Origin of the sequence: Staphylococcus sp. FSL W8-0056, from assembly GCF_037963075.1 — a bacterium.
In the GTDB taxonomy this organism is placed as follows: Bacteria; Bacillota; Bacilli; order Staphylococcales; family Staphylococcaceae; genus Staphylococcus; species Staphylococcus aureus.
Window position 1 is genome coordinate 1,967,456 of the sequence record NZ_CP150142.1, and the last position, 13,708, is coordinate 1,981,163.

General features: G+C 35.2%; 24 protein-coding genes. All 24 read right to left on the reverse strand.

The features are described 5' to 3' along the window. Positions 1-25: 25 nt before the first annotated feature. The gene (gene rpsI, locus NSS86_RS10000; protein WP_001790547.1) at positions 26-418 is read right to left on the reverse strand and encodes a 30S ribosomal protein S9; all 393 of its coding nucleotides are present in this window, start codon (positions 416-418) and stop codon (positions 26-28) included. A 19-nt stretch (positions 419-437) separates the two neighbouring features. Next, entirely contained in the window at positions 438-875 is a 438-nt protein-coding gene (gene rplM, locus NSS86_RS10005) for a 50S ribosomal protein L13 (RefSeq protein ID WP_001250038.1), read from the reverse strand. Positions 876-1,114: 239 nt separating this feature from the next. Further along, positions 1,115-1,918 (reverse strand): tRNA pseudouridine(38-40) synthase TruA, encoded by an 804-nt coding sequence (gene truA / locus NSS86_RS10010; protein ID WP_001221853.1) that lies wholly within the window; start codon positions 1,916-1,918, stop codon positions 1,115-1,117. Positions 1,919-1,922: 4 nt separating this feature from the next. Continuing rightward, positions 1,923-2,729 carry an energy-coupling factor transporter transmembrane protein EcfT gene (locus tag NSS86_RS10015; RefSeq protein WP_000791620.1) on the reverse strand — a complete coding sequence of 269 codons (807 nt, stop codon included), beginning with the start codon at positions 2,727-2,729 and terminating at the stop codon, positions 1,923-1,925. Beyond that, entirely contained in the window at positions 2,719-3,579 is an 861-nt protein-coding gene (locus NSS86_RS10020; RefSeq protein ID WP_000155386.1) for an energy-coupling factor transporter ATPase, read from the reverse strand. The genes NSS86_RS10015 and NSS86_RS10020 overlap by 11 nt, the downstream gene beginning before the upstream one ends. Continuing rightward, positions 3,576-4,385, reverse strand: coding sequence for an energy-coupling factor transporter ATPase (locus NSS86_RS10025; protein ID WP_000389658.1), 810 nt, complete (start codon positions 4,383-4,385; stop codon positions 3,576-3,578). The genes NSS86_RS10020 and NSS86_RS10025 overlap by 4 nt, the downstream gene beginning before the upstream one ends. A 537-nt stretch (positions 4,386-4,922) precedes the next feature. Next, complete coding sequence (rplQ, locus tag NSS86_RS10030; protein ID WP_000542274.1) at positions 4,923-5,291, reverse strand: 50S ribosomal protein L17; 369 nt, start codon at positions 5,289-5,291, stop codon at positions 4,923-4,925. 16 nt (positions 5,292-5,307) lie between these two features. Beyond that, positions 5,308-6,252 (reverse strand): DNA-directed RNA polymerase subunit alpha, encoded by a 945-nt coding sequence (locus NSS86_RS10035; protein WP_000569649.1) that lies wholly within the window; start codon positions 6,250-6,252, stop codon positions 5,308-5,310. A 74-nt stretch (positions 6,253-6,326) separates the two neighbouring features. Next, positions 6,327-6,716: a 30S ribosomal protein S11 gene (rpsK, locus tag NSS86_RS10040; protein WP_000101625.1), complete on the reverse strand. Its 390-nt coding sequence runs from the start codon at positions 6,714-6,716 to the stop codon at positions 6,327-6,329. Positions 6,717-6,739: 23 nt separating this feature from the next. Next, positions 6,740-7,105 carry a 30S ribosomal protein S13 gene (gene rpsM / locus NSS86_RS10045; RefSeq protein WP_000090796.1) on the reverse strand — a complete coding sequence of 122 codons (366 nt, stop codon included), beginning with the start codon at positions 7,103-7,105 and terminating at the stop codon, positions 6,740-6,742. Between the two features lie 22 nt (positions 7,106-7,127). Next, on the reverse strand, positions 7,128-7,241 hold the full coding sequence (gene rpmJ / locus NSS86_RS10050; protein ID WP_000868342.1) for a 50S ribosomal protein L36: 114 nt from the start codon (positions 7,239-7,241) through the stop codon (positions 7,128-7,130). A gap of 31 nt (positions 7,242-7,272) precedes the next feature. Next, positions 7,273-7,491 carry a translation initiation factor IF-1 gene (gene infA, locus NSS86_RS10055; RefSeq protein WP_001118443.1) on the reverse strand — a complete coding sequence of 73 codons (219 nt, stop codon included), beginning with the start codon at positions 7,489-7,491 and terminating at the stop codon, positions 7,273-7,275. Between the two features lie 192 nt (positions 7,492-7,683). Then, positions 7,684-8,331 carry an adenylate kinase gene (locus tag NSS86_RS10060; RefSeq protein ID WP_001021468.1) on the reverse strand — a complete coding sequence of 216 codons (648 nt, stop codon included), beginning with the start codon at positions 8,329-8,331 and terminating at the stop codon, positions 7,684-7,686. 16 nt (positions 8,332-8,347) lie between these two features. Then, complete coding sequence (gene secY / locus NSS86_RS10065) at positions 8,348-9,640, reverse strand: preprotein translocase subunit SecY (protein WP_000616784.1); 1,293 nt, start codon at positions 9,638-9,640, stop codon at positions 8,348-8,350. Beyond that, on the reverse strand, positions 9,640-10,080 hold the full coding sequence (rplO, locus tag NSS86_RS10070; protein WP_000766074.1) for a 50S ribosomal protein L15: 441 nt from the start codon (positions 10,078-10,080) through the stop codon (positions 9,640-9,642). Before rplO ends, secY begins: the two co-directional genes overlap by 1 nt. A 16-nt stretch (positions 10,081-10,096) precedes the next feature. After that, positions 10,097-10,276, reverse strand: coding sequence for a 50S ribosomal protein L30 (gene rpmD, locus NSS86_RS10075; RefSeq protein WP_001096577.1), 180 nt, complete (start codon positions 10,274-10,276; stop codon positions 10,097-10,099). Positions 10,277-10,292: 16 nt separating this feature from the next. Continuing rightward, positions 10,293-10,793, reverse strand: a complete 501-nt coding sequence (gene rpsE / locus NSS86_RS10080; RefSeq protein WP_000113851.1) for a 30S ribosomal protein S5 — start codon at positions 10,791-10,793, stop codon at positions 10,293-10,295. A gap of 20 nt (positions 10,794-10,813) precedes the next feature. Beyond that, positions 10,814-11,173, reverse strand: coding sequence for a 50S ribosomal protein L18 (gene rplR / locus NSS86_RS10085; RefSeq protein ID WP_000623881.1), 360 nt, complete (start codon positions 11,171-11,173; stop codon positions 10,814-10,816). Positions 11,174-11,203: 30 nt separating this feature from the next. Next, on the reverse strand, positions 11,204-11,740 hold the full coding sequence (gene rplF, locus NSS86_RS10090) for a 50S ribosomal protein L6 (RefSeq protein ID WP_000091975.1): 537 nt from the start codon (positions 11,738-11,740) through the stop codon (positions 11,204-11,206). A 24-nt stretch (positions 11,741-11,764) separates the two neighbouring features. Next, the gene (gene rpsH, locus NSS86_RS10095; RefSeq protein ID WP_000178881.1) at positions 11,765-12,163 is read right to left on the reverse strand and encodes a 30S ribosomal protein S8; all 399 of its coding nucleotides are present in this window, start codon (positions 12,161-12,163) and stop codon (positions 11,765-11,767) included. Between the two features lie 31 nt (positions 12,164-12,194). Further along, positions 12,195-12,380 (reverse strand): type Z 30S ribosomal protein S14, encoded by a 186-nt coding sequence (locus tag NSS86_RS10100; RefSeq protein ID WP_001140799.1) that lies wholly within the window; start codon positions 12,378-12,380, stop codon positions 12,195-12,197. A gap of 22 nt (positions 12,381-12,402) precedes the next feature. Continuing rightward, complete coding sequence (rplE, locus tag NSS86_RS10105) at positions 12,403-12,942, reverse strand: 50S ribosomal protein L5 (RefSeq protein WP_001080824.1); 540 nt, start codon at positions 12,940-12,942, stop codon at positions 12,403-12,405. Positions 12,943-12,968: 26 nt separating this feature from the next. Beyond that, positions 12,969-13,286: a 50S ribosomal protein L24 gene (gene rplX / locus NSS86_RS10110; RefSeq protein WP_000547687.1), complete on the reverse strand. Its 318-nt coding sequence runs from the start codon at positions 13,284-13,286 to the stop codon at positions 12,969-12,971. A 35-nt stretch (positions 13,287-13,321) separates the two neighbouring features. Then, positions 13,322-13,690, reverse strand: coding sequence for a 50S ribosomal protein L14 (gene rplN / locus NSS86_RS10115; protein WP_000615921.1), 369 nt, complete (start codon positions 13,688-13,690; stop codon positions 13,322-13,324). Between the last annotated feature and the right edge of the window lie 18 nt (positions 13,691-13,708).

Consider the following 13,708-nt stretch of genomic DNA (forward strand, 5'->3'; position numbering starts at 1 on the left):
GTGTTTTGTATATATCGTCCGACAATTAACGTTTTGAGAATTGAGGTGAACGACGAGCTGCTTTAAGACCTGGTTTTTTACGTTCTTTCATACGTGGGTCACGAGTAAGTAATCCAGCGCGTTTTAAAGAACCTCTGTATTCAGGATCTGCTTCTAATAATGCACGAGCGATTCCGTGACGGATAGCTTGAGCTTGTCCAGTGAAACCACCACCATGAACGTTAACTAAAACATCATAGTTACCTTTAGTTTCAGTTACATCAAATGGTTGGTTTAAGTCTAAAATTAATGATTCGAATGGTAAGTATTCGCGTACGTCACGGTTATTAACTGTGATGTTACCTTCACCTGGTACTAAACGTACACGTGCTACTGAGTTTTTACGACGGCCTGTGCCTCTATATTCAACTTGTGCCAAAGTCATTTCCTCCTTCTAATTAACCACGTAATTCGTAGTTTTCTGGTTGTTGTGCAGCGTGTGGATGTTCAGCGCCACCATATACAAATAATTTTTTACCTTGTTTTTCGCCTAAACGAGTGCTTGGTAACATACCTTTAATTGAGTTTTCAATTAAACGTTCTGGGTTAGTTCTTCTTAATTCACCAGCAGTGATTGATTTGATACCACCTGGATGATTTGAGTGACGGTAGTAAACTTTGTCAGTTTCTTTGTTACCAGTAAATTCGATTTTTGATGCATTAATAACGATTACATAATCACCAGTATCAACGTGTGGTGTGTAAGTTACTTTATTTTTACCGCGTAAGATAGATGCTACTTCTGATGATAAACGACCTAATGTTTGGCCTTCAGCATCGATAACATACCATTTGCGCTCAATGTTTGATTCATTTGCCATAAATGTTTGACGCATAATAATTGTCCTCCTAAAAAATAAATGCTTCTATTCAAGCTATAAACAGTTTCATAACCTAATAGATGATTTCATTTGTTTCATTTTTAAAACGTTTAATTTCATTTATTTTGTTAACTGTTGTTCGTTTCTGCTTATATATCTTGTAACACAATAAGTTTCCGGGGCTTATCGTGGGGTGGATATAAAACAATACCGTTAATAATCTTATAATTTCACAAGCTTTTTGTCAATGGCAATCAGTCATTTTGTAATGATTTTTTGCGATGTATTTTTATATCGTTGCCAAAGTCTTTTAATAACTCATTTTCATCTAAATAAATCTTCTCTAAATATAGTCCTTCAGCCGGTGCAGTGAAAGGAACATTCTTACGATTCTTTGATTCAAGTAGCTTCGGCACATCAGAAATTTCATGTCGCCCTTTTCCAACTTCTATTAAAAATGCAACTAAGACACGCACCATGTTATATAAAAATCCAGATCCAGTGACAATATAATCAAAGCCATCATCTGTCTTTACGATTTCACTTTGGTATAATGTTCTAACTTTGCTTTCTACTTCAGTTTTTTGCGAACAAAACCCCGTAAAATCATGTGTACCTATGAATTGTTGCGCCGCTCTGTTCATTTTGTCTAAATCCAACGTTTCAGGAATAAATGTTTTCAAACCACTTTGAAATGGATCGCGGTGTTGTGCTTGATATACTTTATATCGATAGCGTTTACCGACACAATCGTAACGACAATGAAAATCGTCATCGACTGTAACTACATTATTGACATAAATATCATCTGGTAACGTTCGGTTCATTGCATATTGCCATTGTGACATAGGTATATTCAGCTCTGTGTCGAAATGAAAGTACTGCTGTATCGCATGTACACCTCTATCAGTCCTACTTGAAGGATGGATTCTCACATGTCTTTTATGCATGCGTTGTAATAGCTTTTCAAATTGTTGCTGTACCGTACGTCCATTCTGTTGAATTTGAAAGCCTAGAAAATTATTTCCTTGATACGCAATTTCTACTAATATACGCATGAATTTACACTCCTGAATATTTTAATACGAATAAAATAATTGCAATTGGGATAATCATGGTTAAAGATATCGTATCTCTCAATTGCCATTTAAGCTGTCTGTAGCTCGTTCTCTTAACATTGGCATCATAACCCCTAACTTCCATTGCGACCGCTAATTCTTCGGCGCGTTGGAAAGCTGAGATGAATAGTGGCACTAGTAATGGAATAAATGATTTAATACGTGTTGCAATGTTCCCTGAACTTATTTCAGAACCACGCGACTTTTGCGCCAAAATAATTTTATCTAACTCATCCATTAACGTCGGGATGAATCGTAACGCAATGGACATTATCATACTTAATTGATGAACTGGTAATTTAAACATCTTTAGTGGTGCAAGTAATCTTTCAAACGCATCTGTTAAATCAATTGGACTTGTAGATAGTGTCATAATTGTTGCAATCATCACAATCCCAATTAAACGCAATGATATATATAGCCCTTCTAAAATACCATTAGTTTCAATCGTGATGCCATGCCATTCAACTAATACATATCCACCTTTAGTTAAAAATATATGCATCATTAATGTGAAGATTAAAAAGAAAAATATTGGTGTTAAACCTTTGATTAGGAACCATAATTGAATTTTTGCTAATCTCATAATGAATAAGATAAGTGCAAACACCCAAAGATATGTTAATGGTGAATGACAGAAAAATATTAATATAATAAAAAGAAAAACAAACATTAACTTTGCTCTTGGATCAAGATGATGAACAAAAGAATTAATTGGTAAATATCGCCCTATAATCAATTTATTTTTCATGTTGCCACTCCTTATACAAGCTTACAAATGCTTCTTCAGTTAAGGCAATATCTTTTAATTTTGTTTGATATTTTTGTTCAAAGTCATATTGTAACTGAACAATTTCTGGCAAACCAATATGCCAATCCGCCAATTTTTTTTTATCTTTGAAGAGCTCTTTTGGTGATGTTTGCGACACTATACTACCTTCTTTCATAACGATGACTTCATCTGCATAACGCGCGACTTCATTCATATCATGTGAAATTAGGATAATTGCCTTATTTTCATCTGTTTGTAGTGACTTTAGTAATCTCATTACTTGTCGTTTACTTTGTGGATCAAGTCCTGCTGTAGGTTCATCAACCACGATAATATCAGGATTCATTGCCAATATCGATACAATCGCTATTTTACGCATTTGTCCACCTGACATTTGAAATGGTGATTGTGACATTACATCTCTTGAAAAGCCTAAATCCATCAACAGACGATGGGCATAGTTTTTGGCTTCATCTAAATTCATTTTAAAGTTTTTAGGTCCAAATATCATTTCACGCTCTACTGTGTCCTCAAATAATTGAGATTCGGGAAATTGAAATACCATTCCAATTCTTTTTCTTACAGGTCTAATATATTTATCTTTGGTCTTATGTGTAATAGTAATGTCATCAACTGTAACTGTCCCAGTAGTCGGCTTTAACAGCGCATTAATATTTTGTATCAACGTTGATTTACCACTACCCGTTTGTCCAACGATGGCGTAATATTTACCTTGTTCAAATTCTGTATTAACATCATGAATAGCTTGATGCTGATATGGTGTCCCTTTTTGATAGGTATAACTTACATTGTCAAACCGTATAGTCATAGTTGATCCACCAGCCCTTCATAAGTTAAGAATGATGTTTGGTGTCCCAGCATTTGATTTATTTTGATTGGGAATGGCAAATCTAGACCTATTCTTGTTAACTCTTCTGCATGGTCGAAAATTTCAGTCGCTGTGCCTTCTTTATAGACAGTCCCTTTATTCATAACGATAACATGATCTGCTTCCATCGCCTCAGATAAATCATGCGTAATAGAAATGATTGTAATATTATGTTCTGATTTAACTTTTCTCACTAAATCCAATAAATTTTGACGTGCATCAGGATCTAACATAGAAGTCGCCTCATCTAATATAATGACAGAGGGGTTAAGTGCTAATACACTTGCTATAGCCACACGCTGCTTCTGTCCCCCCGATAATGCATTAGGTTCATAATCTGCACGTTCTAACATATCAACTTGTTTAAGTGCTTCGCTGACTCTTCTATGCATTTCGTCATGTGGAACCGCATGATTTTCGAGTCCAAATGCCACATCGTATTTTACAATTGAACCAACAAATTGATTATCCGGATTCTGAAATACAATTCCTATGTCTTTTCTTAACTTTTCAAAATTATCATCAGTTATAGCTTGATTATTATAAAAAATTTCTCCAGATTTAACTTTCTCTATGCCAATCATTAACTTGGCAATTGTAGATTTTCCAGAACCGTTATGACCAACAATAGATGTCCACTGACCTTTAGGTATATTAAAAGAAACATCTTTCAATGTGAAGGATGCATCACTTTGATATTGAAATGAAACATTTTTAAATACAATAACTGAATTCTTATCCTCCACTTGTCTCTCTCCTTTACGATTCGTGTATCTATCATATTTTACAATATTTATAAATCGCTGTATATGACATTGACTGGGTTTGCTATATATTACTAGTATTTTCTAACTCATTTCTAGTCTTTAAAGTGTTGTTTAACAACTAATGATAAGGACATTTATTCCTCTCTAACAATTATGTATAAACGTTAATAAAATAAATGATTTACTAATATAGGGGTGGTCGCGTTTGGTTCAACGATAATACTTTCACTTCATTCAGTTCTAGTGAAATTGATCAAACTAGCTTGATCATATTTTTAGATTCGCACTCAAAAAAGTAGATATAAAGAAATCGGACTTAAAAACATTTCTGTTCATAAGTCCGATATCTTATTCAATAAAAAAGCGCGCACCCCATCATAAGTTTGTTGAGTTCACGCTTTAAATCTTTATTTAGTTGATGGGGTACTCTGAGCTAGACAATATTTGTATGTGGCAAACATTATCGTTGCACTCATTTGCTTTATATAAAAGTAGTTAGTGTATTTATATAAATTCTTATACTAATTCGATAATTACTGATTCAGCACCGTCACCGCGACGAGGGCCTTGTTTAAGGATACGAGTGTAACCACCTTGACGTTCTGTGTAACGCTCTGCGATTTCACCAAATAATTTTTGAAGTGCAGTTTGTGTAGTTTCATCTTCGTTTAAGATTTCAACATTACGTAAAGTTTTAGCTGCATTACGACGAGAAGCTAAATCTCCTTTTTTACCTAAAGTGATTAATTTCTCAACAACACTGCGAACTTCTTTTGCACGAGCTTCTGTAGTTTCAATACGTTCACTAATAATAAGTGATGTAGCTAAGTCACGTAACATAGCTTTACGTTGATCAGAAGTACGACCTAATTTTCTGTAACCCATGAGTTAACCTCCTTTATCAATCTTCTTTTCTTAATCCTAATCCTAAATCTTCTAATTTGTATTTAACTTCTTCTAAAGATTTACGACCTAAATTACGCACTTTCATCATGTCAGCTTCAGATTTGTCAGCTAACTCTTGAACAGAATTGATTCCTGCGCGTTTTAAGCAGTTATATGAACGTACAGATAAGTCTAATTCTTCAATAGACATTTCTAATACTTTTTCTTTTTGATCTTCTTCTTTTTCAATCATGATTTCAGCGTTTTGCGCTTCATCAGTAAGACCAACGAAGATATTCAAGTGTTCAGTCATTATTTTTGCTGCTAATGAAACTGATTCTTGTGGTGTGATTGAACCATTAGTCCAAACATCCAATGTTAATTTATCAAAATCACTGCTTTGACCTACACGTGTATTTTCAACAGTATAGTTCACACGTTCAACAGGTGAATACAATGAATCAACAGGGATTACACCAATTGGTAAATCACTAGTATTATTTTGTTCTGCTAATGCGTAACCTCTACCCTTGTTAGCAACTAGACGAATTTTTAAGTGACCACCTTTAGATACTGTTGCAATTTTAAGCTCTGGGTTTAAAATTTCAACATCACTATCATGTGTAATGTCGCTTGCTGTTACTTCGCCTTCATCACGTACATCAATTTCTAAAGTTTTATCTTCTTCAGAGTAAATTTTCAATGCTAATTGTTTAATGTTCATAATAATTGTAGAAACATCTTCAACTACATTGTCTACTGCTGAGAATTCATGTAAAACTCCCTCAATTTCAATATACTTAACGGCTGCACCTGGTAATGAAGATAGTAGGATACGACGTAAGGAGTTTCCTAGTGTAGTACCGTAGCCACGTTCTAGTGGTTCAACAACGAACTTACCGAATTTAGCATCTTCACTAATTTCAATTGTCTCAATTCTAGGTTTTTCGATTTCTATCATTTAAATATCCTCCTTATATACGTCGACTTAATTTAAAATGTTTGCTCAGTGACCTGTAACAATACCATCATAAATTATACACGACGACGTTTTGGTGGACGACAACCGTTATGAGGTACTGGAGTAACGTCTCTGATCGCAGTTACTTCTAAACCTGCAGATTGTAATGCACGAATAGCTGATTCACGACCTGGACCAGGTCCTTTAACTGTTACTTCAACTGTTTTTAAACCATGCTCCATAGCTGATTTAGATGCAGTTTCAGAAGCCATTTGTGCTGCAAATGGTGTTGATTTTTTAGATCCTTTGAATCCTAATGCACCAGCTGATGACCATGATAAAGCATTACCGAACTCATCAGTGATAGTTACAATAGTGTTGTTGAATGTTGAACGGATGTGTGCTACACCATTTTCAATATTCTTTTTCACTCTACGTTTACGAGATACTTGTTTACGTGCCATTTAAAATTTGCCTCCTTTACCTATTATTTTTTCTTGTTAGCTACCGTTTTAACTGGTCCTTTACGAGTACGCGCGTTGTTTTTCGTTTTTTGACCACGAACTGGTAAACCACGACGGTGACGGATACCACGGTATGATGAAATTTCCATTAAACGTTTGATATTTAAGTTAGTTTCACGACGTAAGTCACCTTCGACTTTATAACCGTCTACAACTTCACGGATGCGACCTAATTCGTCATCAGTTAAATCTTTCACACGAGTATCAGCTGATACGTTAGCTTCTTCAAGAATTTTTTGAGCAGTTGACGTACCGATACCGTATATATAAGTTAATGAGATAACTACGCGTTTTTCACGTGGAATATCTACTCCTGCAATACGTGCCATATTAATTTACACCTCTCTTTTATTAACCTTGTCTTTGTTTGTGTTTTGGATTTTCACAAATTACCATTACTTTACCTTTACGTTTAATGACTTTACATTTTTCGCAAATAGGTTTTACTGATGGTCTTACTTTCATTTTTATACCTCCCTATATTATGGAGTGACGATTATTTATAACGATAAGTAATTCTTCCGCGTGTTAAATCGTACGGAGACATCTCAACAGTTACTTTGTCGCCAGGTAGAATACGAATGTAATTCATTCTGATTTTACCACTTACGTGAGCTAAAATCTCATGACCATTTTCTAATTCTACTTTAAACATTGCGTTCGGTAAAGTATCTAATACAGTACCTTCTAATTCAATTACATCTTGTTTAGCCATTGATTAACTTCCCCCTTTTTGCAATAGTAAGGTAATCGTCAATAGACAACTTTATTGTTACGAATCTATCAGTGATTAATTTTATAAGTTAAACAAAAATTACGGGAATTAATTATCGTTAATTGCCACTCTCATCTATCTAATATGATTAAATCATGCCTCACTTAAAATAGACCGCTAAAAGTTGATCTATTACAAATGATCTAAAATATCAATGACATCTTTGGTAACGTCGCTAATATCTTTTGAACCATCAATATTTTTCAATACACCTTTTTGATCATAGAAATCTAAAATAGGCTTAGATTGTTTAATATTAACACTCAAACGATTAGCTACCGTTTCAGGATTATCATCTTCTCGTTGATACAATTTACCACCATCGATATCACAAATACCTTCGACCTTCGGAGGATTAAATACAAGATGATACGTTGTACCACATGACTCACAGATTCGACGACCTGTAAGACGGTTCATTAATTCTTCTTCCGGAACTTCGATATTGATGACAGCATCAATGTTTCTGTCAAGCTCAGACATAATATTATTTAATGCCTCAGCTTGCTCGATTGTTCTTGGGAAGCCATCTAATAAAAAGCCTTTTTTTGCATCGTCTTCAGAAATTCTTTCCTTAACGATACCTACAGTCACTTCATCAGGAACTAATTCGCCACGGTCCATATAAGACTTAGCTTCTTTACCTAATTCAGTTTCTTCTTTTATAGCTTTTCTGAACATGTCACCAGTTGAAATGTGGGGTATTGGGAATTTCTTGACAATTTCACTTGCTTGAGTTCCTTTACCTGCGCCAGGTAAACCCATCAAAATGATATTCATAAGTGCCCTCCTAAAATTATCTACCACCAAAGCCTTTATATTCTTTTTGAGATACTTGAGCTTCTAAAGATTTCATTGTTTCAATCGCTACACCAATAACGATAAGTAAACTTGTACCACCAATCTGAATTGATTGTGGTAATCCCATAAACTTAGTTGCTAATATTGGTAGAATTGAAATAACGGCTAAGAAGATAGAACCTACAAAAGTTAAACGATATAAAACTTTAGTAATATATTTTTTGGTTTGTTCACCAGGTCTAATGCCTGGAACATAGCTACCTTGTTTCTTAAGGTTATCAGCCATTTTTTCCGGATTAACTTGTACAAATGCATAGAAGTATGTGAATAGTATAATTAGTACAATATATACAACCATACCAACATTACTTGAAGGATTTGCAGCATTCGCAATGTTTTGTGCCCATTCTTTATCTGGATAGAACAACGTTAATGTTCTAGGCAGTAAGAAGAACGCCATTGCAAAGATTACAGGAATAACACCGGCTGAGTTCACTTTTAAAGGTAGATAAGTTGCCTGTGAACCTAATCTTTGAGCAGTTTGTTTCTTAGCATATTGAATCGGAATTTTACGAACGGCTTCAAGTACATAAATAGCACCTACAGTTAATAGTATCAGTGACACTAAAAGTCCTAATACTTTCAACCATGCTAATGATGTATCTTCTTGCCCAACGAACGCAGTTTGTCCAAATTGAATTAGACTGGCTGGCAACGTTGATAAAATACCCGCAAATATGATAATAGAAATACCATTACCAACACCGAACTGAGTGATTTGATCACCAAGCCATATTAAGAAAGCAGTTCCTGCTGTCAAAACTAGTGCTATTAATAAATAACTCATAATTGACTGATTGATAATCAGCGCACCTTTGAGATAATTATTAAATTGGAATGCCATACCTATAGATTGGATAAATGCTAAAGAAATTGCTAAATAACGAGTAACGTTATTTAACTTTCTTCTACCTACTTCACCTTGTTTTGCCCATTCTGAGAATTTAGGGACAATATCCATTTGTAATAATTGCATTACGATTGATGCAGTGATGTAGGGTACAATACCCATTGCAAAAATAGAAAATCGTTTCAAGGCTCCGCCACCAAAAGTATTTAATAACTCAGTGGCACCTTGAGAACCTTGGGGATTATCAAAAGCTGCAGGATTTACTCCTGGAGCTGGTATATAAGTCCCTATTTTAAAAATTACTAACATTGCTAGTGTGAAGAAAATCTTGTTACGAACCTCTTTTGTTCTAAAGAAGTTCACAAGGGTTTGAATCATTAGATCACCTCGTGTGCTCCACCTTTAGCATCAATAGCTTCTGCTGCTGAAGCTGAGAATTTATGAGCTTTCACTGTCAATTTCTTATCAAGTGAACCATTACCTAGTATTTTGATACCAGATTTTTCATTCTTAACAACACCAGATTCTACTAATAAAGCTGGAGTTACTTCAGTACCATCTTCAAATTTATTAAGTTGGTCTAAGTTAACAATAGCATATTCTTTACGATTTATGTTAGTAAAACCACGTTTTGGTAAACGACGGAATAATGGTAATTGACCACCTTCAAATCCTGGTCTTACACCACCGCCTGAACGAGCTTTTTGACCTTTGTGTCCGCGACCACTTGTTTTACCATTACCTGTCGCAACACCACGTCCAACACGATTGCGTTCTTTACGTGAACCTTCTGCCGGTTTTAACTCATGTAATTTCATTTCGGCACCTCCTTGATTATTTTTCTTCTACTGTTACTAAGTGCTTAACTTTGTTGATTTGCCCACGAATAGCAGGGTTATCTTCAACAACTACTGAACTGTTAGTCTTTTTAAGACCTAAAGCTTCAACAGTTTTACGTTGTGTTTCAGGACGACCAATAACACTACGAGTGAGGGTAATTTGTAATTTAGCCATAACTAGTTTTCCCTCCTTAATTGTATAATTCTTCTACTGTTTTGCCACGTAATTTCGCAACATCTTCAGCATTTTTAAGGTTTTGTAAACCATCGATTGTAGCACGAACCATGTTGATTGGTGTGTTTGATCCTAATGATTTACTTAAGATATCAGTGATACCTGCTAATTCAAGTACGGCACGAACAGGACCACCAGCGATAACTCCTGTACCAGGTGCAGCCGGTTTCATAAATACGCTTCCTGAACCGTAACGGCCAGTAATTGTGTGTGGAGTTGTACCTTCAACACGTGGAACAACTACTAAATCTTTTTTAGCTGCTTCAACAGCTTTTTTGATTGCTTCTGGTACCTCTTGAGCTTTACCAGTACCGAAACCTACACGACCATTTTTGTCTCCAACTACAACTAATGCAGTGAAACGGAAACGACGACCACCTTTTACAACTTTTGCTACACGGTTGATTGTAACAACGCGTTCTTCAAATTCTTTCGTCTCTTCTTCTCTACGAGCCATGTATTTGTCCCTCCTTTAAATTAAAATTCTAATCCGCTTTCTCTTGCTGCTTCAGCTAATGCTTTAACACGTCCGTGATATAAATATCCTCCACGGTCAAATACGATTTCTTTAATGCCTTTGTCAGCAGCTTTTTTAGCAATTGCTTCACCGACTTTAGTTGCTAATTCAACTTTAGTTGCTGTAGTAGCAATGTCGCTGTCTTTTGAAGAAGCTTGAGCTAATGTTACGCCTTTATTATCATCAATAATTTGAGCGTAGATATGCTTGTTTGAACGATATACGTTTAAACGTGGCTTTTCAGCTGTACCTGATAAGTTAGTACGAACACGAGCATGTCTTTTTAAACGCACTTTATTTTTATCAATTTTACTGATCATTTCAATACTCCTTTCTTTAGAGTTTATCTATTATTTACCAGTTTTACCTTCTTTACGGCGAACGTATTCACCTTGGTAACGAATACCTTTACCTTTGTAAGGCTCTGGAGGTCTTACTGAACGGATGTTAGATGCTAATGCTCCAACTTGTTCTTTTGAAATACCTTCAACTTTAACGACTGTGTTTTTCTCAACTGAGAAAGTAATGTTTTCTTCAGCTTTAATTTCTACTGGGTGAGAATAACCAACGTTAAGGATTAAGTCTTTACCTTGCATTTGAGCACGGTAACCTACACCAACAAGTTCAAGTACTTTTACGTATCCTTGAGAAACACCTTGTACCATATTGTTTAATAAAGCACGAGTTGTACCATGGTTTGTTCTATCTTCTTTAGAATCAGATGGTCTTACAACTTCAATTGTGTTTTCTTCTTGTTTGAATGTCATTCTTTCATTTAAAGTTCTTGATAATTCACCTTTAGGACCTTTAACAGTTACATGATTTCCATCAAAAGTTACTGTTACGTCACTAGGGATGTCAATAATTTTCTTACCAACACGACTCATGTTATGGCACCTCCTTATTTTTTATTACCAAACGTATGCGATAATTTCTCCACCAACATTACGTTTTCTTGCTTCTTTGTCAGTGATTACACCTTCAGAAGTTGATACTAATGCAATACCTAAACCATTTAATACTTTAGGCATTTCGCTAGCTTTTGCATAAACACGTAAACCTGGTTTTGAAATACGTTTTAATCCTGTGATAACACGCTCATCGTTTTGACCATATTTTAAGAATAAACGAAGTACACCTTGTTTATCATCTTCTACGTATTCAACATTTTTAATGAAACCTTCACTCTTTAAGATTTCAGCAATTTCTTTTTTAATATTTGATGCAGGTAATTCTAACTTCTCGTGACGCACCATGTTTGCGTTTCTTACACGAGTAAGCATATCTGCGATTGGATCTGTCATTGTCATTGATTGTTGCCTCCTTTCAGACTCTTTTTTATTACCAGCTAGCTTTACGAACGCCAGGGATTTGGCCTTTGTAAGCTAATTCACGGAAACAAATACGGCATAATTTAAATTTACGATATACAGAATGTGGACGGCCACAACGTTCACAACGAGTGTATTCACGAACTGCATATTTTTGTTTTTTTTGTTGCTTAGCAACCATTGAAGTTTTAGCCACTTAATTAGCCTCCTTTAAATAATTATTTACGGAATGGCATACCGAAGTTAGCTAACAATTCACGAGCTTCTTCATCAGTGTTAGCAGTCGTTACGATAACAATATCCATTCCTCTAACTTTACTTACTTTATCATAGTCGATTTCTGGGAAAATTAATTGTTCTTTAACACCTAAAGTGTAGTTACCGCGTCCGTCAAATGCTTTTTTAGAAACACCTTGGAAGTCACGTACACGTGGTAATGATACTGAAATTAATTTGTCTAAGAATTCATACATTCTTTCACCGCGAAGTGTTACTTTCGCACCGATTGGCATACCTTCACGTAAACGGAAAGTCGCGATTGATTTTTTAGCTTTAGTTACTAATGGTTTTTGACCAGTGATCAATTCTAATTCTTCAACAGCATTGTCTAATACTTTAGAATTTTGTACTGCGTCACCTACACCCATGTTCACAACGATTTTATCTATTTTTGGTACTTCCATTACTGAACTATAATTGAATTTTTTCATTAAGTTTTCAGTAACTTCAGTGTTAAACTTTTCTTTTAAACGGTTCAAAGTGGGATCCTCCTTTCAACTTGTTATTAATTATTAGATTTAATTTCTTCGCCAGATTTTTTAGCGATACGAACTTTTTTACCATCAACAAATTTGTAACCTACACGAGTTGGTTCGTTTGTTTTAGGGTCCAATAATTGTACATTAGAAACATGGATTGCTGCCTCTGTTTCTAAGATTCCACCTTCAGGATTTAATTGAGTTGGTTTTTGGTGTTTTTTCATAATGTTAACACCTTCCACAACGACACGGTCTTTTTTAGGTAGAGTAGCAATTACTTTACCTTCTTTACCTTTGTCTTTACCTGCGATAACTTTAACGTTGTCACCTTTTTTGATATGCATGTGGGCACCTCCTTATTTGTATTGGTTGTTATTAATTAAAGTACTTCTGGTGCTAATGATACGATTTTCATGAAGTTACCTTCACGTAATTCACGAGCAACAGGTCCGAAGATACGAGTACCACGTGGGCCTTTGTCATCACGGATGATAACACATGCATTTTCATCAAATTTGATGTATGAACCGTCATTACGACGAACACCTGACTTAGTACGTACGATTACAGCTTTGACAACGTCACCTTTTTTAACAACGCCACCTGGTGTTGCATTTTTAACAGTACATACGATAACATCGCCGATGTTTGCTGTTTTACGACCAGATCCACCTAATACTTTGATTGTAAGAACTTCACGAGCACCAGAGTTGTCTGCTACTTTCAAGCGTGTTTCTTGTTGGATCATTAGTTAAACCTCCCTTAT